This window comes from Actinomadura sp. NTSP31, from assembly GCF_041951385.1.
GTDB lineage: Bacteria > Actinomycetota > Actinomycetes > Streptosporangiales > Streptosporangiaceae > Spirillospora > Spirillospora napierensis.
The window spans coordinates 88,532-103,856 of the sequence record NZ_JBGNUT010000030.1; the positions used below are offsets into that span (position 1 = coordinate 88,532).

The 15,325-nt window shown below is 73.0% G+C and carries 14 protein-coding genes; 4 read left to right on the forward strand and 10 right to left on the reverse strand.

Annotated features, from left to right (window positions below; translation table 11 throughout):
- Window positions 1-5: 5 nt before the first annotated feature.
- Window positions 6-1,391 carry a carbohydrate ABC transporter permease gene (locus tag ACA514_RS37415; protein WP_375046017.1) on the forward strand — a complete coding sequence of 462 codons (1,386 nt, stop codon included), beginning with the start codon at window positions 6-8 and terminating at the stop codon, window positions 1,389-1,391.
- Window positions 1,388-2,368 (forward strand): carbohydrate ABC transporter permease, encoded by a 981-nt coding sequence (locus ACA514_RS37420; RefSeq protein WP_375046018.1) that lies wholly within the window; start codon window positions 1,388-1,390, stop codon window positions 2,366-2,368. The genes ACA514_RS37415 and ACA514_RS37420 overlap by 4 nt, the downstream gene beginning before the upstream one ends.
- A gap of 85 nt (window positions 2,369-2,453) precedes the next feature.
- Here ACA514_RS37420 and ACA514_RS37425 read toward each other — a convergent pair whose 3' ends face one another.
- On the reverse strand, window positions 2,454-3,701 hold the full coding sequence (locus ACA514_RS37425; protein WP_375046019.1) for an ABC transporter ATP-binding protein: 1,248 nt from the start codon (window positions 3,699-3,701) through the stop codon (window positions 2,454-2,456).
- Between the two features lie 145 nt (window positions 3,702-3,846).
- Here ACA514_RS37425 and ACA514_RS37430 point away from each other — a divergent pair, with 145 nt between their 5' ends.
- A complete protein-coding gene (locus ACA514_RS37430; protein WP_375046020.1) occupies window positions 3,847-4,869 on the forward strand; it encodes a LacI family DNA-binding transcriptional regulator in 1,023 nt (340 codons plus the stop codon).
- A 120-nt stretch (window positions 4,870-4,989) separates the two neighbouring features.
- Complete coding sequence (locus tag ACA514_RS37435) at window positions 4,990-5,430, forward strand: Lrp/AsnC family transcriptional regulator (RefSeq protein WP_344284466.1); 441 nt, start codon at window positions 4,990-4,992, stop codon at window positions 5,428-5,430.
- A gap of 9 nt (window positions 5,431-5,439) precedes the next feature.
- Here ACA514_RS37435 and ACA514_RS37440 read toward each other — a convergent pair whose 3' ends face one another.
- The 9 genes from ACA514_RS37440 to ACA514_RS37480 all read right to left on the reverse strand — a co-directional run bounded on the left by ACA514_RS37440 (window position 5,440) and on the right by ACA514_RS37480 (window position 15,272).
- Window positions 5,440-6,369: a TIGR03619 family F420-dependent LLM class oxidoreductase gene (locus tag ACA514_RS37440; RefSeq protein WP_375046021.1), complete on the reverse strand. Its 930-nt coding sequence runs from the start codon at window positions 6,367-6,369 to the stop codon at window positions 5,440-5,442.
- Between the two features lie 78 nt (window positions 6,370-6,447).
- The gene (locus tag ACA514_RS37445) at window positions 6,448-7,455 is read right to left on the reverse strand and encodes an N-acetylglucosamine kinase (protein WP_375046022.1); all 1,008 of its coding nucleotides are present in this window, start codon (window positions 7,453-7,455) and stop codon (window positions 6,448-6,450) included.
- The gene (locus ACA514_RS37450; RefSeq protein WP_375046023.1) at window positions 7,455-8,711 is read right to left on the reverse strand and encodes a 6-phospho-beta-glucosidase; all 1,257 of its coding nucleotides are present in this window, start codon (window positions 8,709-8,711) and stop codon (window positions 7,455-7,457) included. The genes ACA514_RS37445 and ACA514_RS37450 overlap by 1 nt, the downstream gene beginning before the upstream one ends.
- Window positions 8,708-9,562 carry a carbohydrate ABC transporter permease gene (locus ACA514_RS37455; protein ID WP_375046024.1) on the reverse strand — a complete coding sequence of 285 codons (855 nt, stop codon included), beginning with the start codon at window positions 9,560-9,562 and terminating at the stop codon, window positions 8,708-8,710. The genes ACA514_RS37450 and ACA514_RS37455 overlap by 4 nt, the downstream gene beginning before the upstream one ends.
- Window positions 9,559-10,533 carry a carbohydrate ABC transporter permease gene (locus ACA514_RS37460; protein WP_375046025.1) on the reverse strand — a complete coding sequence of 325 codons (975 nt, stop codon included), beginning with the start codon at window positions 10,531-10,533 and terminating at the stop codon, window positions 9,559-9,561. The genes ACA514_RS37455 and ACA514_RS37460 overlap by 4 nt, the downstream gene beginning before the upstream one ends.
- A 4-nt stretch (window positions 10,534-10,537) precedes the next feature.
- Window positions 10,538-11,863, reverse strand: a complete 1,326-nt coding sequence (locus ACA514_RS37465; RefSeq protein ID WP_375046026.1) for an ABC transporter substrate-binding protein — start codon at window positions 11,861-11,863, stop codon at window positions 10,538-10,540.
- A gap of 90 nt (window positions 11,864-11,953) precedes the next feature.
- The gene (locus tag ACA514_RS37470; protein ID WP_375046027.1) at window positions 11,954-13,210 is read right to left on the reverse strand and encodes an ROK family protein; all 1,257 of its coding nucleotides are present in this window, start codon (window positions 13,208-13,210) and stop codon (window positions 11,954-11,956) included.
- Between the two features lie 142 nt (window positions 13,211-13,352).
- A complete protein-coding gene (locus tag ACA514_RS37475; RefSeq protein WP_375046028.1) occupies window positions 13,353-13,892 on the reverse strand; it encodes a DUF1707 domain-containing protein in 540 nt (179 codons plus the stop codon).
- Window positions 13,893-14,048: 156 nt separating this feature from the next.
- Window positions 14,049-15,272 (reverse strand): acyl-CoA dehydrogenase family protein, encoded by a 1,224-nt coding sequence (locus ACA514_RS37480; RefSeq protein WP_375046029.1) that lies wholly within the window; start codon window positions 15,270-15,272, stop codon window positions 14,049-14,051.
- Window positions 15,273-15,325 lie beyond the last annotated feature (53 nt).

Consider the following 15,325-nt stretch of genomic DNA (forward strand, 5'->3'; position numbering starts at 1 on the left):
CCCGGATGAAGCCTACGAATGAGGGGGTGCCGCCGGCCGCCACGGCCGGCGGCGCCGCCGCCGTCTCCGTCCCGGCCGCCCCCCGGCGCGGGCGCGGCGCGGGCGAGCGGCTGAAGCCGCCGTCCTGGCTGGCGCTGACGTTCCTGCTGCCCGCGCTGCTGCTGCTCGGCTTCCTGGTCGTGTACCCGATCGTCTACTCGGTGATCCGCAGCTTCTTCGACGCCTCGGGCGGCTCGTTCGTCGGCATCGACAACTACACCGGGGTGTTCGAGGGGCACGACAACCTCGTGGCGGTGCGCAACACCGTCGTGTGGGTCGTGGTGGCGCCCACGATCGTGACTATCATCGGGCTGTTCTTCGCCGTGCTCACCGAGCGGATCCGGTGGGCGACGGCGTTCAAGCTCGTGGTCTTCATGCCGATGGCGATCTCGTTCCTCGCCTCCGGCGTCATCTTCCGGCTGGTGTACCAGCAGGACCCCGACCAGGGGGTGGCGAACGCGGCGCTGGTCGCGATCCACGACACCTTCGAGTCGGGCACCAGCTATCCGGGTGCGGGCCCGCGCAACGGCGGCGACCAGCTCGTCCACCAGCAGGGCGGCGCCGTGCTCACCTCCCGCCCGGCCTCGGCGGGGCAGACCGCGCTGCTGCCCCTGGTGAAGGTCAAGCCGGAGTACCTGCCGAAGGACGCCGAGCCCGCCGCGCAGCCGCCCGCCGCCAAGGCGGGGCAGCTGACCGGGACGGTCTGGTTCGACTTCACCAAGGGCGGCGGCGGCGAGCTGAACAAGCCGAACGCCGGTGAGAGCGGCCTGCCCGGCATCAAGGTGGAGGCGGTCCGCGACGGCAAGGTCGTCGCCAAGGCGACCACCGCCGCCGACGGGACGTTCACGCTGAAGAAGGTGCCGTCCGGCCCGGTCACGGTGCGGCTGCCGAAGGGCAACTTCACCGCCTCCTACGGCGGCGCCGAATGGCTCGGCAGCACCCTGATCACTCCCGCGATCATCGGGTCGTACCTGTGGGTGTGGTCGGGATTCGCGATGGTGCTGATCGCCGCGGGCCTGGCCGCCATCCCGCGCGACGCGCTGGAGGCGGCCCGGGTGGACGGCGCGACCGAGTGGCAGGTGTTCCGGCGGGTGACGATCCCGCTGCTGGCGCCCGTGCTGATGGTCGTGCTGGTCACGCTCGTCATCAACGTGCTGAAGGTCTTCGACCTGGTGTTCATCATCGGCGGCGGCGATCCGAACGCCAACGTGCTGGCGCTGGAGATGTGGACCAAGTCGTTCGGCGGCGGCAACGACCCGGGCTCCGGCAGCGCGATCGCCGTGCTGCTGTTCCTGCTGGTGCTGCCCGCCATGCTGTTCAACATCCGGCGACTGCGGCAGGAGCGCAAATGAGCACCGCGGACGGCACTGACGTCACCCCGGACGGCGCTCCGGGCGGCGCCGGCGGGACCGCCGCCGCGCCGGAGAAGGACCCCGCGGCGAACGGGGCGGCCGGGGCGCCGCGCCGGGGCCTGGCCGCCCGCCTGGTCGGCCGGGCCGGCGGCACCGTCGCGCAGGTGCTGCTGGTGCTGGTCGCGCTGTTCTGGCTGGTGCCGACGTTCGGCCTGTTCGTGGAGTCGCTGCGCTCCACCGAGGACAACGGCGCCGGCGGCTGGTGGAAGGTGTTCTCCCACCCGGCCCAGATCACGACCAGCGCCTACGGTTCGCTGCTGGACAAGCCGGACTTCGTCGACTCGTTCTGGAACACGGTGCTGATCACGGTGCCGGCGACGGTGCTGGTGGTCGCGATCGCGTCGCTGGCGGCGTACGCGTTCGCGTGGCTGGAGTTCCCCGGCCGCGACTGGCTGTTCCTGATCGTCGTGGCGCTGCTGGTGGTGCCGGTCCAGGTCGCGCTGCTGCCGGTCGCGAAGCTGTACGGCAACATCGAGGTCGGCGGGTTCAAGATGTACGGGTCGATCACCGGCGTGGTGCTGTTCCACGTCGCGTTCGGGCTGCCGTTCGCGATCTTCCTGCTGCGCAACTTCTTCGCCGCGATTCCCCGGGACCTGCTGGAGGCGGCGCGGATGGACGGCGGCTCGGAGTGGACGATCTTCCGGCGGGTGATCTTCCCGCTGGGCGGGCCGGCGATCGCCTCGCTCGGCATCTTCCAGTTCCTGTGGGTGTGGAACGACCTGCTGGTCGCGCTGGTGTTCGCCAACACCGGCGCGCAGCCGATGACCAAGTGGCTGCAGTCGCAGATGCGGCAGTTCACCGGCAACATCGACATCCTCGCGCCCGGCGCGTTCCTGTCGCTGGTCGTCCCGCTGGTGGTGTTCTTCGCCTTCCAGCGCTACTTCGTCCAGGGAGTGCTCGCCGGCTCGGTGAAGTGACCGGCGCCTACTGGAGACGGAACGAGAAGAGGCCCGTGCGGGGACGTCCCGCACGGGCCTTCTCCCGTTCTCCGGAAGTGCCGCGTCAGCCGGCGGCCTTCTTCAGCTCGGGCGCGGCGGCGGCCGCGGCGCCCGGGTGGCCGATCGCCAGGCCGCTGTCGGGGTCGAAGAAGTGCAGCCGCTTGGTGTCGACGGCCAGGTCGATCTCCTGCCCGGGCCGCACGTGCGAGCGGGAGTTGACGCGGGCGGTCCACAGCGCCTTGTTGTCCACCAGCGGGATCGCCATGTCGGCGTCGCCCTCGGCGGCGTCCTCGGCGAGGTCGGCGGTGTCCTTGTGCTCGACGGGCGGCGCGTCGATCGTGAAGATGACGTTGATCTCGCTGCCGAGCTCCTCGGTGACCGTGCTCCGCGCCGACATCGGCGCCCAGTCGGGGTTGGCGTGCGCCGCGTCCTCGAAGTCGGAGGGGCGGACGCCGAGGATCACCTCGCGGCCGATGTAGTCGCGCAGCGCCGGCCGGTCGTTGAGGAGCGAGTCCGGCACCGGGAGCGTGAACCCGGCGAAGGAGACCTGCGCGCCGCCGTCGCCGCGGCCGAGCTGCGCCGTGACGAAGTTCATCGCGGGCGAGCCGATGAACCCGGCGACGAACAGGTTGACGGGGTTGTCGAACAGCCGCTGCGGGGTGTCGACCTGCTGGAGCTTGCCCTCGCGCAGCACGCACACCCGCGAGCCGAGGGTCATCGCCTCGATCTGGTCGTGGGTGACGTAGACGGTGGTGACGCCGAGCCGCTCGTGCAGCTGGCTGAGCGAGGCCCGCATGGACACCCGCAGCTTGGCGTCGAGGTTGGACAGCGGCTCGTCCATCAGGAACGCCTGCGGCTCGCGGACGATCGCGCGGCCCATCGCGACCCGCTGGCGCTGGCCGCCCGACAGCGCGGCGGGCTTGCGGGCCAGGAACTGCTCGAGGCCGAGCATCTTGGCGGCCTCGCGGACCTTCTGCTTGATCTCCGACTTCGGCGTGCCGCGCAGCTTCAGGCCGAACGCCAGGTTCTGCTCCACCGTCATGTGCGGGTAGAGCGCGTAGTTCTGGAACACCATCGCGATGTCGCGGTCCTTGGGCGCCAGGTCGTTCACCACCTGGCCGCCGATGGAGATCTTGCCGCCGCTGATCTCCTCCAGGCCGGCGATCATCCGCAGCGCGGTCGACTTGCCGCAGCCGGACGGCCCGACCAGCACCATGAACTCGCCGTCCTCGATCGTCAGGTCCAGGCCGTCCACCGCCTTGACCCCGCCCGAGTAGATCTTGTCGACCCGGTCCAGCTTGATCTCGGCCATCCCCGCTCCTTTGGAAACGTTTCCCGTCCACCCCTGCCCAGCAGGGCGTTCTCTCAATGGCTGGAGTAAACATCATGGAATCGTTTCCATGGGAGAGTTGATCACGATAAGCTCGGAAACCTCGGGACATGAGGGGTGGGCACGGGTGGCGGACGGACGGTCGGCGACGATCAAGGACGTGGCGGCCGCGGCCGGCGTCGGCATCGCCACGGTGTCGCGGGTCTTCTCCGGCGGCTCGGTCAGCGCGGCGACCCGCGAGCGGGTGCTGGCCGCCGCCGCCGGGCTGGACTACCGGCCGAGCGCCCTCGGCCGCGGCCTCAAGCTGCGCCGCAGCGGCGGCATCGGCCTCGTCCTGCCCGGCGTCACCGACCCCTTCCACGCCGAGGTGGTCGCCGGCGTGCTGGCCAGCGCCCGCACGCTCGGCGGGCACGTGATCGTGGAGGCGTCCGAGGGCGACCCGGCGCAGGAGGCGGAGATCGTCGACCGGCTCGTCGAGCAGCGGGTGGACGGGATCATCGCGCTGCCCGCCGGGGACGAGGCCGACTGGCGCGCCGCCGTCCGGGTGTGCTCCAGCGTGGTGTTCGCCGACCGGGTGCTGCCCGGCCTGCCGGAGATCCCCGCGGTGCTCGCCGACGACGCGGGCGGCGTCCGCTCGCTGGTGGAGTACCTCGCGGGGCTCGGGCACCGGCGGATCGCCTTCCTCGGCGGGGCCGCGCCCGGCGAGCGGCCCGGCGTGCGGGAGCGGGCGTTCCGCGACGCGCTGTCCCGGCTCGGCGTCCCGGTGGAGGAGGACCTGGTCGTCGCGGCCCGGCCTGCGCGGGACGCCGCGTACGCCGCCGCGGCCGGGCTGCTGCAGCGCCGGGCGGACGTGACCGCCGTGCTGGCCGCCGGGCACCTGCTCGGCGAGGCGGCCGTGCTGGTGGCCCGCGAACTGGACCTGCGCGTCCCCGCCGACGTGTCGATCGCGATGGTCGACGACGTGGCGTGGGCGGAGCTGTGCGACCCGCCGCTGACGGCGGTGGCGCGGCCGGGCCGCGACATCGGCCACCGGGCCTGCGAGCTGCTGCTGCGGGACCGGGCGCGACGGGGCCGCGGCGCGCCCGTCCTGCTGCCGACCGAGCTGGTGGTGCGCGGCAGCTGCGGCGCGCTGCGCGGGACCCGGCGCTGACCGTCCCGGTGCCCGGCGGGCCGTCCCGATCCGCGGCCTCCGCGCGCGGACGGTGGAAAAGAGCTGATCTGTGATCTGCGCGGGGCCCGTCCACCGCCCGCGGCGCGCTAGATTTCCCGCGTGGAGGAGATCGATCGTCAGATCATGGCGCTGCTGGCCGACGACGGGCGGATGAGTTTCACCGACCTGGCCAAGCAGACTGGCCTGTCGGTGTCGGCGGTGCACCAGCGGGTGCGGCGGCTGCAGAAGCGCGGCGTCATCCGCGGCTTCACCGCCCAGCTCGACAACCAGCAGATCGGCCTGCCGCTCACCGCGTTCGTGTCGATCAAGCCGATCGACCCGGCCGCGCCCGACGACGCGCCCGACCGGCTGACCCACCTGGAGGCGATCGAGGCGTGCCACTCGGTGGCGGGCGACGAGAGCTACATCCTGAAGGTGCGCGTCGCCTCCCCGAACGAGCTGGAGGACCTGCTGCAGAAGATCCGGGCGGCGGCGAACGTCGCCACCCGGACCACCGTCGTCCTCAGCACCCCGTGGGAGGGGCGCCGCCCGGCGCTGTGACGGCCGCGCTCACGAGCGCGGGGCGAAGGCCTCCAGCGCCTCGCGGGCCAGGTACATCGAGTCCCACGGGTCGGCGTCCGGGCCGGTCAGCTCCGGGTCGAAGTTCAGGTCGACGAACAGCTCGGTGACGCCCTGCTCCTCCAGCGCGGCGAAGTCGCCCAGGATCTGCTCGTAGGTGCCGGTGAGCGGGCGCCGCTCCTCCTCCGGCGGCGCGGCCTCCTCGGTGCGCACCCGCACCGCGCCGCGGCAGACGAACCGCAGCGCCGCCGAGTCGCGGCCGGCCTTGTCCGCGGCGTCGCGGACGGTCGCGATCGACCGGCCGATCGCGGCCAGGTCGGCGCGGCTGGAGCTGACCCAGCCGGCGGCGAGCCGTCCGGCGCGGTGCAGCGCGGCCTCGGAGGCGCCGCCGAGCAGGATCGGCGGCTCGGGCTCCTGCAGCGGCCGCGGGTCCATGGTGACGGGCGGGACGTCGTAGAACTCGCCGTGGAACTCGCTGACCTCGCCGGGCTCGCCGGTCCACATGGCGCGCAGCGCGGCGAGGAACTCCTCGGCGCGGGCGCCGCGCCGCCGCATGGAGGCGCCGACCGCGGCGAACTCCTCGGGCATCCAGCCGTTGCCGAGCCCGAGGTCCAGGCGCCCGCCGGTGACGTGGTCGAGGGTGATCGCCTGCTTGGCGAGCATGGCGGGGGAGTAGAACGGCATGTTCAGCACGGCGACGCCCAGCCGCACCTGGCTGGTGTAACCCGCGAGGTAGGCCAGCGTGACGAGCGGGTCGGGCACGTTGCGGTAGGTCTGGTCGGCCGAGCCGGCCGGGTTGACGACGCGCTGCAGCGTCCACAGCGAGTGGTAGCCGAGCTCCTCGGCGCGCTGCGCGATCAGCACCTGGTTGGCCGGGGTGGACCACGCCCCCGTCACCGGTACTGCGAACCCGATCTGCACGGCTCTCCTCCTCGTCGCCGGGCCGCACCTTACAACGTCAAGGGCGGGGGTCGGTGCGGCATGGTCAAAGCGCCGAATCTACCGGACTCGGGGGCGCCGGAACGCCTCCCGCAGCGCCGCGTGCGCGGCGGCCGGGGCCTTCAGGTGGTCCAGCCCGAGCAGCGCCGCGCCGAGCAGCGGCGGGTCGTCCGGGACGATCAGCCGGGCGCGCGGCGCGAGCGCGGCGTAGCGCTCGGCGACCGCGTCCATCAGCAGCGCGCGGCGGGCGGCCAGCACGCCGCCGCCGAGCACGACGTCGGCGGGGGAGTCCAGCAGGCCGAGGCGGCGCAGCGCCACCGAGCCGAGGACGGCGACCTCCTCGGCGAGCCGCAGCACGACCTCGCGGGCCACCGCGTCGCCCGCCTCGGCGGCGTCGATCAGCACCGGCGCCAGGGCGGTGAGCCGGCCCTCGTCGAACTCTCCGAGGTGGACGCCGAGCCCGACGTCGATGGCACGGTCCACGCCGAAGTGGGCGGCGACGGCCCCGGTCAGCGCGGTGCGCGGGCCGCGGCCGTCCTCGCCGCGGACGGCGTGCCACAGCGCGGCGCGGCCGAGCGCGCCGCCGCCGCCCCAGTCGCCGGTGTGCTCGCCGAGGGAGGGGAAGCGGGCGGTGCGGCCGTCGGGGGCGACGCCGGCGCAGTTGATGCCGGCGCCGCAGACGACCGCGACCCCCCATCCCTCGGTGACCGCGCTGCGCAGCAGCGCGAACGTGTCGTTGCCGACCACGACGCCGGGCGCGGCGCCCCGGTCCAGCAGCAGCCGCTCCAGCCGTTCCTCCTCGCCCGGCAGGTCGACGTTGGCCATGTAGGCGGCGAGGTGGACGACGTCGCCCCGCGCGACGCCGGCCTCGGCGAGCGCGGCGTCGATGGCGGCGCCGAGCGCGTCCACGGCGCCGTCGAGCCCGGCGGTCTGCGGGCGGAACCCGGCGCCGCGCGCGGTCGCCAGCAGCTCCCCGTCGGTCCCCGCCACGGCCGCGTCGATCTTGCTGTTGCCGCCGTCGACGGCGACCAGCACCCCGCCCCGGCGGCGCGCCGGCGCCGCCGCCATCAGGCGGCCCACGGCAGGTGGGCGCGGTTGGCGGCGACGAGGTCGCGGGCGAGCCGGCCGGCGGCGTCGAGCTGCCCGACGAGCGGGTGCGCGAGCAGCGCGTCCGCGACCCGGTCGACGCCGCCGCGCAGCGCCGCGTCCAGCGCCAGCTCCTCGTAGCCGGACACGTGCGCGACCAGGCCGGAGAACAGCGGGCCGAGGGGCGGTACGGGAAGCGGGACCGGACCGGACGCGGTGATCCGCGCGGGCACCTCGATCACGGCCCGGTCGTCGAGGAACGGCAGGGTGCCGTTGTTGCGGACGTTGACGACCTGGGCGTCGCCGCGTCCGGTGAGCAGCGACGCGGCGAGCCGCACGGCGGCCTCGGAGTAGAAGGCGCCGCCGCGTTCGTCCAGCCGGGCGGGCTTGGTGTCCAGGGCCGGGTCGGCGTACAGGGCGAGCAGGTCGCGTTCCAGTGCGGCGACCTCCTCGGCCCGCGTGGGCGCGCCGCGCTGCTCGCGCACGACGCGGTCGTGCTCGTAGAAGTAGCGCAGGTAGTAGGACGGGACGGCGCCGAGCCGGCGCACGAACGGCGCGGGCAGCCCGGCCATCGCGGCCAGGTCCTCGGCGTGCCGCTCCAGTAGCTGGGGCAGGACGTCGTGCCCGTCCAGCTCGATCGACCGGACCCAGGTCAGGTGGTTGAGGCCGGCGTGGCCGAGCGCGACCCGCTCGGGCGGCACGTCCAGCAGCGCGGCGGCGCGGCGCTGCACGCCGATGGCGACGTTGCACAGGCCGACGGCGCGGTGCCCGGCGTCCAGCAGCGCGCGGGTGACGATGCCGACGGGGTTGGTGAAGTCGATGATCCACGCGTCCGGGGCGCGGGCGGCGACCCGCTCGGCGATGCCGAGCACGACCGGGACGGTCCGCAGGGCCTTGGCGAGGCCGCCCGCGCCGGTGGTCTCCTGGCCGACGCAGCCGCACTCCAGCGGCAGCGTCTCGTCCACGTGCCGGGCCGCCTGCCCGCCGACCCGCAGCTGGATCAGCACCACGGCGGCGCCGGCCGCGGCCTCGTCGAGGTCGCCGGTCGTCACGACCTTCGCGGGATGGCCGGCGCGGGCCAGCATCCGCGCGCAGAGCCCGCCGACCAGCTCCAGCCGCCGCGCGTCGGGGTCGGCGAGGACCAGCTCCGACACCGGCAGCGCCGTCCGCTCGCGGGCGATCCCGTCGACCAGCTCCGGGGTGTAGGTGGACCCGCCCCCGATGACCGTCAGCTTCAACCCTTCACTCCCGTCAACGTCACACCCTGGATGAACACGCGCTGGGCCAGGAAGAACACCACCAGCACCGGCATGATGGTCAGCAGCGTCGCCGCCATCGTGAGGTTCCATTCGACGTGGTGCGCGGCGCGGAACGTCGCCACGCCGATGGCGAGCGTCCAGTTCTCCGGCTTGGCGTACACCAGCGGCCCGTAGTAGTCGTTCCAGCAGTAGAAGAACTGGAACAGCGCGACGGCCGCGAGCGCGGGCTTGGCCATCGGCAGCACGACCCGCAGCATCGTGCGCAGCTCACCGCAGCCGTCGACCCGCGCCGCGTCGGCGTACTCGCGCGGGATGGTCACCAGGAACTGGCGCAGCAGGAAGATGGAGAACGCGTCCCCGAACGCCTGCGGGATGATCAGCGGCCAGAGCGTCCCGGTGAGGTGGAAACGGGACCACACGATGTACAGCGGCACCATCGTCACCTGCGGCGGCAGCATCATCGCGGAGATGACCACGACCAGCGCGAGGTTGCGGCCGCGGAACCGGAAGCGGGCCAGCGCGTAGGCGACCGGGACGCTGGACACCAGCATCAGCGCCGTCGACAGCCCCGCGTACACGGTGCTGTTGACCGTCCACCGCACCATGTCGCCGCTGAAGGCCCGGCGGAAGTTCTCGAAGTGCCATTCGTCCGGCCACAGCGAGGTGCTGAGCGCTTGCGAGTCGCTCATCACCGCGGTGAGGAACATGAACACCAGCGGCGCCAGGAACATCAACGCCAGGACGATCGCGGCGGCGTGCGTGGCGATCCACATCAAGGTGCGCCGGCCGCGTCCGCCGTAGGCCAGGGAGGTTCCCGTCGTGGGGGTCACTGCGCCTCCTCTCCGGCGAACGCGTGGAACTGGCGCAGGAGAAGCAGCGTGAACGCCATCGCGATGACGAACATGACCAGGGCGAGCACGCACGCGTATCCCATGTTGAACTGGCGGAACCCCTCGTCGTAGAGCCACTGCGGGAACGTCAGCGTGGACCCGCCGGGGTAGCCGGGCGCGAACTGGGTGCCGGGCGTGTCGGCCTGCCCGGCGGCGACCTTCCCGGCGACCATCGCCTGGGTGAAGTACTGCAGCGTCTCGATCACGCCGGTGACGGCGGCGAACGCCAGGACGGGCGAGACGGTCGGCAGCGTGATGTGCCGGAACCGCGCCCAGGCGCCGGCGCCGTCGATGGCGGCCGCCTCGTACAGCGAGCGCGGCACGTTCAGCAGCGCCGCGAGCAGGATGATCATGACGTCGCCGACCGCCCACAGCCCGAGCAGCGAGAGACCGGGCTTGGCCCACGCGGCGTCGTTGAAGAAGTCCGGCAGGGTGAACCCCAGGTGCCGGGTGATCACCGGGAACGGGCCGGTGCCGGGGTTCAGCACGAACACGAACGCCACGGTCGCCGATACCGGCGGGATCAGGTACGGGACGTAGAACACCGCCCGCAGCAGGTTCCCGCCCCGCCTGATCCGGGTGAGCAGCTGCGCGACGCCGAGGCCGAACAGCACCCGCAGCGGGACCAGCACCGCCACCAGCCACAGCGTGTTGCGCATCGCCGTCCAGGCGTCGCCGTCGTGCAGCAGGTACCGGTAGTTGTCCAGCCCGACGTACTTCAGCGTGAACAGGTTGTAGCGGGTGAAGGAGAAGTAGACGGTCGCGGCGAGCGGGTAGGCGAAGAACAGCCCGAACCCGGCCAGCCACGGCGACAGGAACGCCAGCACCCGCAGCCGCCGGCGGCGGCCGGCCCGGGACACCGTCCCGAGCCGGCCGCGCCGCAGCGGCAGGCGCAGCGAGCCGGAGGCCACGCCGTCAGCCCCCGGCCAGCTTCAGCGACGCGTCGACCTTCCCGTCGAGGCCCTTCAGCGCCGTGCCGAGGTCGCCCGCCTTCCCGGGCTCCCACTGGTCCTGGACGAACTGCTGGAACTTCACGACGTAGTCGTTGCCGTTCGGGGTGGGCGGGGTCGTGGCGCTCGCGGGGTTCTTGAAGATGCCGAGGAACGTCGTGAACTGCGGCGGCAGCCTCAGGCCGGGCGACGACAGCGAGGCGATCGTGGTCGGGACGTTCCCGAGCGCGTTGGCGAAGGTGACGAGCGCGCCGGTGTCGGTCGTCAGGTAGTGGATGAACTCCCAGGCGGCGGCGCGGTGTTTCGCTCCGCGCGGGATGCCGATGACGGTGCCGGTGACGAAGCCGCTGCCGTAGCGGGCGTCCTGCCCGTCGGGGACGGGCGCGGGCGCGGTCCCGTAGTCGACCTTCGGCGCCTCCTCCTGCATGAACTTGGTGCGCCACTCGCCGTCGACGGCCATGGCGACCTTGCCCTTCTCGAACGGGTTGGACGACTCGAACTCCTGGCCCATCGAGTGCAGGAACTTCTTGACGTTGGCGTAGCCGTACCAGTCGATCAGGCTCTTGTTCCACTGCAGGTAGGCCCTGACGGCGGGGTCGGCGGCGAAGTCGGCGTGCCCGTCGGGGGTCAGCCACTTCGCGCCGAACTGGGTGGCGAGGTGCTGCACCTGGTGCTCGTAGTACTGCGCGGACGGCATGAAGCCGGCGACCTTGATGGTCCCGTCGGGGTCGCGGACGGTGAGCTTCTTGGCCAGCGCGGTCAGCTCGGAGAACGTCCGCGGCGGCTGCTCGCCCTTCATCAGGCCCTTGTTGTAGTAGAGGCCGTAGGCGTCGGCGAGCAGCGGCATCGCGCACCGGCGGCCCTTGTACTGGGTGTACTGCTGCACCGGCTTGGGGAACTGGTTCAGGTCGAGCTTCGACGCGGCGATGTCGCCGGACAGGTCCTGCCACGCGCCGCTCTGGCACCACTGCCCGACGCTGTCGGTGGTGAACGACGACACCACGTCGGGCGGGTTGCCGCCGCGGATGGCGTTGGTGATGCGGTCGTCGGTCTGGTCCTTGACGAGCTTGACGGTGATGTTGGGATGCAGCTTGTGGAAGCCCGCGACGGCGTCCTGGAACGCCTGTACCTCGTGCGGGGCGCTCCAGCCGTGCCAGACCTCGATCGTCTGCTTCTCCCCGGCCTTCGGTCCGCCCGACTGGCCGCCGCTTCCGCCGGCCGTGCAGGCCGTGAGGCCGAGCCCGGCGGCGGCCAGCGCCGCGGCGAGCCGGCGCGTTGTCGATGTGCGCACTCCGGTTCTCCTTCGGGGGAGGGGACGGCCGGTTGCCGCCGTCCGCTGTGGGGGAGCGGGGGGTTGGGTGCGTGTCGGGAACGTGGCGTGTCAGGAGCGCGGGGTGTCGGGGACGGTGGTGGAGAAAACCGCGTCGCGGGTGTCCTGGAGCGCCAGCTGCAGCGCGCCGGCCAGGACCGGGTTCCCCTCGACGGAGCTGAGCCGCACTCTCGGGCGCGGGATCGTCAGGCTGTGCAGGTGCTGCTCGACGCGGGCGCGCAGCGGCTCCCCGCCGGCGCGCAGGACGTCGCCGGTGAGCACGACCAGGGCGGGGTCGAGGACGGCGACGACGGTGGCGAGCGTGGCGCCGAGCCGGGTCGCCAGTTCGGTGAGGGCGCGTTCGGCGCGGGCGCCGGCGTCGGAGGCGCCGCGCGTCCCCGGCCGGGCGGCGCCGACCTCGGCGGCGGCGCGGCCGAGCGCGGTGGCCGCGTCCCGGCCGCGGAACCCGTGCTCGCGCATCAGCCTCAGCACGGCCGCGCCGCCGGTGAGGCTGTGCACGCCGCCGGTGTGGGTGCGGCGCACGTCCCGCATCAGCGGGGCGCCGACCGCGGGCGCGTAGCCGATCTCTCCGGCGCCGCCGGTCGCGCCGCGGTGCAGCGCGCCGTCCAGGACGACGGCCATGCCGACGCCGTCGGCGACCCACAGCAGCACGAAGTCGCGGGTTCCGGCGGCGCGCCCGCCGGCGCGCTCGGCGAGCGCGGCGAGGTTGACGTCGTTCTCGATGGCGACCGGGACGCCGAGCCCGCCGGCGAGGGTGCCCACCAGGTCGGGGACGTGCCAGCCGGGGATGTGCGAGGCGTAGCCGAGCCGGCCGGTGGCGGGGTCGATCGCGCCCTGGATGCCGATGACGGCCCGGTGCAGGGCGGCGCGGGTCAGGCCGGCCGCGGCGGCGGCCTTGTCCAGCGCCTCGGCCATCCGGGCGACCACGTCCACGCCGGTGCGGCCGGGGGTGGGCAGGGTGTGCTCGCCGACGACCGTTCCGGTCAGGTCGGCGACGCTGACCCGGATCCGGGCCGGCGTGACGTCGGCGCCGGCGACGTGCGCGGCGGCCCCGTTGACGCGGTACAGCTCGGCGGTCCGGCCGGGCAGCCCCTCGCGCACGCCGTCCCGCACGACCAGGCCGGCGTCCTCCAGCCGGGCGAGCAGCTGCGAGGCGGTGGGCTTGGAGATGCCGGTGAGGTCGGAGATCTGCGGGCGGGTCAGCGGGCCGCGGGCCAGCAGCGCCTCCAGCGCGGCGCGGTCGTTGATGGCGCGCAGCAGGCTCGGCGTCCCGGGGACGCCCGGGCTGCCGGGGGCGGAGGCGGGCACGGCGGCTCCTCGGAGTTAAGAAGGTTTCCTAACTTGGAGGAGAAAGTAAGGACTCTTAACGAATACGTCAAGACCCTGGGCCCGGCCGGGAGCGGCGGGCGGCCTCAGCAGGCGGCCTCAGCGGGTGGCGTCGGGGGCGGCGTCAGGGGGCGGCGACGATATAGCCGACGTTGCCGAACCCGATCTCGTCGCCGGGCCGGACCCGGGCCGGGCCGGTGAGCCGCCAGCCGTTGACCCGGGTGCCGTTCATCGACCCCAGGTCTGAGACCATCCAGCCCTCGTCGGCCTGGTACAGCTCGGCGTGGAAGCGCGAGACCGTCAGGTCGGTCAGCACGAACTGGCAGGTGGGGGCGCGGCCGACGACGATCCGCGCCGCGCCGGCGGGCGGCAGCACGAAGCGCGGCAGCCGGGGGGCCCGCCAGGCCGCCTCGATCCGCGCGGTCACCTGCGACACCGTCGCCACCAGGCCGGTGAGGCGGCCCACGACGCGGCTGGTGGGCGGCAGGTCGTGCACGATGTCGTCCAGCTCGGCGCGGCTGCGCGCCTGCAGCACCTGGTCGACGCGGCGCTCGAACGTCTCGTGCGACATCCGGCCCTCGGCCACGCGGTCGCTGAGGACGCGCAGCACCCGGTCCCGCTCGGTGTCGGACGCTCGCACCGGGTAAGAGGGCTGACCGTCCATGGCTGTGAGTATCCAGTCCCCGTCGTCGGCTGTCCAGAATCGGCCGTCTGGTGGAGGGCGGGCGATCGCCCTCACCCGCCCTCCACCTTTTCGATGCCGAGGAGACGCCGGAAGTTCGGGACCGTTTCCCGTACAGCCGCCCTCAGAGGACGGGGATCAGCGCGACAGCAGGTCGCGCGCGATGTGGGTCACCTGGATCTCGTCGGTGCCGGCGTAGATCTGGAAAGACTTGGCGTCGCGGGCGAGCTGCTCGACCCGGTACTCGCTCATGTAGCCGTTGCCGCCGAACAGCTGCACCGCCTCCTGCGCGACCTCGCTGGCGGCCTGCGCGGCGTACAGCTTCATCGCCGACGCCTCGGCGAGCGTCGGGGTGCGGCCCGACCGCTGCATCTCCACGTGCCGGAACACCAGGTTCTGCACGTTGAGCCGGGCGACCTCCATCTTGGCGAGCTTGAGCTGGATGAGCTGGAAGTCGCCGATCCGCTGCCCCCACAGCTCGCGGGTCTTGGCGTACTCCACCGACAGCTTCAGGCATTCCTCGATGACGCCGAGGGCCATCGCGGCGACGCCGGCGCGCTCGGTGACGAAGTTCTGCTTGGCCGACTCCTTGCCGCCCTGCGATCCGGACGACAGCAGCCGGTCGGCGCCGGCGCGCACGTCGTTGAGGAACAGCTCGCCGGTGGGGGAGGAGTGCAGGCCCATCTTGCGCAGCGGCCTGCTCTGCTCCAGCCCGTCCATGCCGCGGTCGAGGACGAACGTGAGGATCTCGCGGTCGCGGGGTTCGCGCCCGTCGTCGAGCTTGCAGTAGAAGACGATGGTGTCGGCGTAGGGGCCGTTGGTGATGAACGTCTTGCTGCCGTTGATGACGTACTCGTCGCCGACCTTCTTCGCGGTGGCCTGCATGCCGCCGAACGCGTCGGACCCCGAGTTCGGCTCGGTGATCGCCCAGGCGCCGACCTTCTCCATCGTCAGCAGCGGCAGCGCCCAGCGCTCCTTCTGCTCGGGCGTGCCCCGCTTCATGATGGTCCCGGCGGCGAGGCCGAGGCCGACGCCCATCGCCGAGACCATGCCGGGAGCGACCTTGCACAGCTCGATGACCGGCAGCATCGTCATCGCGGCGTTGCCGCCGCCGGGGCCGTCGGCGTCCTTCTTCTCCGCGTCCTTCTTCTCGGGGCCGCCCTCGCGCTCCTTGGCGATCCGGGACTGGAAGGACGAGCGCGCCATCTCGTCCATCCCGAAGGTCTTGTACAGGCTCCGGAGCAGGTCGTAGGGCGGCAGCTCGCCGGAGTCCAGCGCGTCCAGGTTCGGCCGGACCTCCGCGTCGATCCAGCCGCGGACCGCGTCCCGGATCATCAGGTCTTCCTCGGACCACTCGATCATGCTCAGCCTCGCCCTTCCGGTTACCGCAGGTGACGGGCACCATCCAAGCAGAT

Excerpts from the sequence above, each read along its gene's own strand:
- ACA514_RS37415 (WP_375046017.1), top strand. The coding sequence starts at position 6 with ATGAAGCCTACGAATGAGGGGGTGCCGCCGGCCGCCACGGCCGGCGGC.
- ACA514_RS37420 (WP_375046018.1), top strand. The coding sequence starts at position 1,388 with ATGAGCACCGCGGACGGCACTGACGTCACCCCGGACGGCGCTCCGGGC.
- ACA514_RS37425 (WP_375046019.1), bottom strand. The coding sequence starts at position 3,701 with ATGGCCGAGATCAAGCTGGACCGGGTCGACAAGATCTACTCGGGCGGG.
- ACA514_RS37445 (WP_375046022.1), bottom strand. The coding sequence starts at position 7,455 with ATGGCGGCGGCGCCGGCGCGCCGCCGGGGCGGGGTGCTGGTCGCCGTC.
- ACA514_RS37475 (WP_375046028.1), bottom strand. The coding sequence starts at position 13,892 with ATGGACGGTCAGCCCTCTTACCCGGTGCGAGCGTCCGACACCGAGCGG.
- ACA514_RS37480 (WP_375046029.1), bottom strand. The coding sequence starts at position 15,272 with ATGATCGAGTGGTCCGAGGAAGACCTGATGATCCGGGACGCGGTCCGC.